Consider the following 2,683-nt stretch of genomic DNA (forward strand, 5'->3'; position numbering starts at 1 on the left):
GTCGCGCTGCTTCATGGCGTCGGCGATGCGGGCCGCACCGGGTTCGACGCTCTCCCAGACACCGGAGGCGAGGCGCGACTGGCGTTTGCGCCAGGTGTAGGAGACGTCCGACCAGGCAAGGATCGCGGGCTCGAGATTATCAAGCACGAATTCGCCGCGATCCGTCTCGGCGACGAGCACGGTGTGACCTTCGCCGTTTCTCTGGCGCACGACGGCGAGCAGCAGCGCGTTTTCGGGGAAGCCCATCGCAACGAGACGGCGTTGTTTTTCAAGGGCGAGGTCTTCGCAGTCCCCGCCGCGCTTGTTTGGATAGGACCAGTATTCGACGACGCCGTAATTATCGAGATCGGTGATCTGCGGAAGGCGGTTCACGTCCGTATTGACGCGTTCGAGCGTCGCGCGATGCTCAGGCGTGAGGCGGATGTTGGTGATTTCGGTGGCATGCAGGCGGCAGGGCGCCGGGTCGCGCGTGCAGAAATCGACGAAGCCGTAGGGCGCCTCGACCTGCGGGCCGATGGGCATGGTGGCCGGCGCGGAGATGCTGGCGCCGACATCGCGCGCCGTTGCGGGCATCGCCAGCGAAGCGGCAAACCCCAGCACAAACGCCATACGCAACACTCGACTGGGTTCCACGCCGTCCCCGCTCAATCGCTGTCGTCCCGCGTCGAGTGTCCGCCGTCATGCTTTCGGAAAGATTAACGACGGGAGATGTGACGCAGGCTTCGGCCGAAGCGGAGCAAGAGATGTGCCGGGGGCGGGGCTTATGGTGAGGTGCGCGCGTTATACGCAAATCGCGGATTGCGTATAACGCTTCTTGCGATGAACATGAGTCTATGTTATACGCAAATTGCAAATTGAGTATAAGACAAATGAAAACGCCCGATATTTCGCTGACAATGCAGACGGCCTATGCCGATCTGCTCGACCGTTGCGCCAACGCGGCTTTCGAAGAGGCGTTCGCGGAAGATGGTACTTTCGTGTCCAAGATCGTTAGTGGCCGGACCTATTGGTATTTCCAGGCCAAGACTCCGTCGGGTCGCGAACAAAAATATGTGGGGCCTGAAACGCCGGAGCTGCTCGAGCGCATCGCTCATCATCGGCAAGCGCGCGACGACGAGAAGGACCGCCGTTCCATCGTCTCGGCACTGGTGAGGTCTGCTTATTTGCCCGCTCCCCAAAGGATGATTGGAAACATCATCGCAGCCCTCGCGCGGGCGGGTGTGTTTCGGCTCCGCAGCGTGATGGTCGGTACGTCCGCCTATCAGACCTATTCGGCTATGCTCGGAACAAGACTTCCACGCGCCTCCATGCAAACGGGCGATGTCGACATTGCCCAATACACGACTGTCTCGGTGGCTATAGAAGATACCACGCCGCCGATGCTTGACGTCCTCAGGGCGATCGATCCCAGCTTCCGGGCCATTCCAGACATAGTCGATGGTCGGCGCAGCACGAACTACGTCAACGATAGCGGCGTGGGGGTCGACTTTCTAACGCCTAATCAGGGCGCGGCAACCGGCAAGCCTCAGCGGCTTCCCGCGCTTGGGACTGACGGCTTTCCCTTGCGCTTTCTAGATTTCCTCATCCACGAGCCCGAGTCGGCCGTCGTTCTCCATGGAAACGGCATATATGTCCATGTCCCTAGTCCGCATCGCTTCGCGTTGCACAAGCTAATCATCGCCCAAAGACGGAAAGCGGGGGATGCGAAAAAAATAAAGGACATCATTCAGGCGGAAGCTCTCCTGCAATTGCTTACCCAACGTCAGCCGGGGGAACTGAAACGCGTGTGGGACGAAGCGTGGAACCGCGGTAAAACATGGAGAAATCTCCTTTGCGAGGGGCTCGGTGCCATTGACGCAAAAGTCAGGGACATGATCCTTGAAGTCATAGAGAAACGGCGCGCAATCGTGCCACGGCTCGATTTGAGATTCGATGCGCCCCCGGCGCGTTACGACGCCATGAGAGGCATTGTTGTTTTCGAGGGTCTCTCAGCCGGGAAGCGCATTTCTTGCGCGGTCAGTCGAGAAGCGATCGACGATCATTTCGCCGAACGCGGTCACACGAGGAAATATCTGGAATGCTTCATGAAACACAGAGAGGAAATTGAAGGGCTCCTGCGGCGGAAATTTCTGAATCTTCCTGTTGAAGCAAGCGATCTTCTACTTCTGAAATCGCGGGACATAGAGATCCTGCGCCCTGCGTAAGGACGCGTCGGCGCTTGTCACTTCCAGATCGGCTTGCCCGTGCCGGGGAGGCCGAGCGAGGACCATTTACGCGTCACCTCGTCGATGACCTGCTGGTCCATGCGGATCTGCGTGCCCCATTCGCGCTTCGTTTCGGGCGGCCATTTGTTGGTGGCGTCGAGGCCGATCTTGCCGCCGAGGCCGGACTCGGGGCTCGCGAAGTCGAGATAGTCGATGGGCGTGCCTTCGATCAGCGTTACGTCGCGCACCGGGTCCATGCGGGTCGAGATCGCCCACATCACGTCCTTCCAGTCGCGCGCGTCGATGTCGTCGTCCACGACGATCAGCCATTTCGTGTACATGAACTGGCGCAGATAGGACCAGGCGCCCATCATCACGCGCTTGGCGTGGCCGGGATAGGCCTTCTTCATCGAGATGACGGCGATGCGGTAGGAGCAGCCCTCGGGCGGCAGCCAGAAATCGACGATCTCGGGGAATTG

At 59.7% G+C, this 2,683-nt stretch carries 2 protein-coding genes and 1 pseudogene; 1 reads left to right on the forward strand and 2 read right to left on the reverse strand.

Going from position 1 to position 2,683, the window contains the following annotated elements:
- Window positions 1-609, reverse strand: a 609-nt coding sequence (locus VMR03_RS14735) for a transglutaminase-like cysteine peptidase (protein WP_325406529.1), incomplete at its 3' end; no start/stop codon positions are given.
- Window positions 610-869: 260 nt separating this feature from the next.
- Between VMR03_RS14735 and VMR03_RS14740 the strand changes: the two genes are divergently transcribed.
- Entirely contained in the window at window positions 870-2,204 is a 1,335-nt protein-coding gene (locus VMR03_RS14740) for a GSU2403 family nucleotidyltransferase fold protein (protein ID WP_325406531.1), read from the forward strand.
- Between the two features lie 17 nt (window positions 2,205-2,221).
- Here the strand turns inward: VMR03_RS14740 and VMR03_RS14745 are convergent.
- Window positions 2,222-2,683, reverse strand: a pseudogene (locus tag VMR03_RS14745) (UbiD family decarboxylase); the annotation flags it as partial.

The sequence above is a fragment of the Parvibaculum sp. genome, assembly GCF_035511255.1.
Taxonomy (GTDB): domain Bacteria; phylum Pseudomonadota; class Alphaproteobacteria; order Parvibaculales; family Parvibaculaceae; genus Parvibaculum.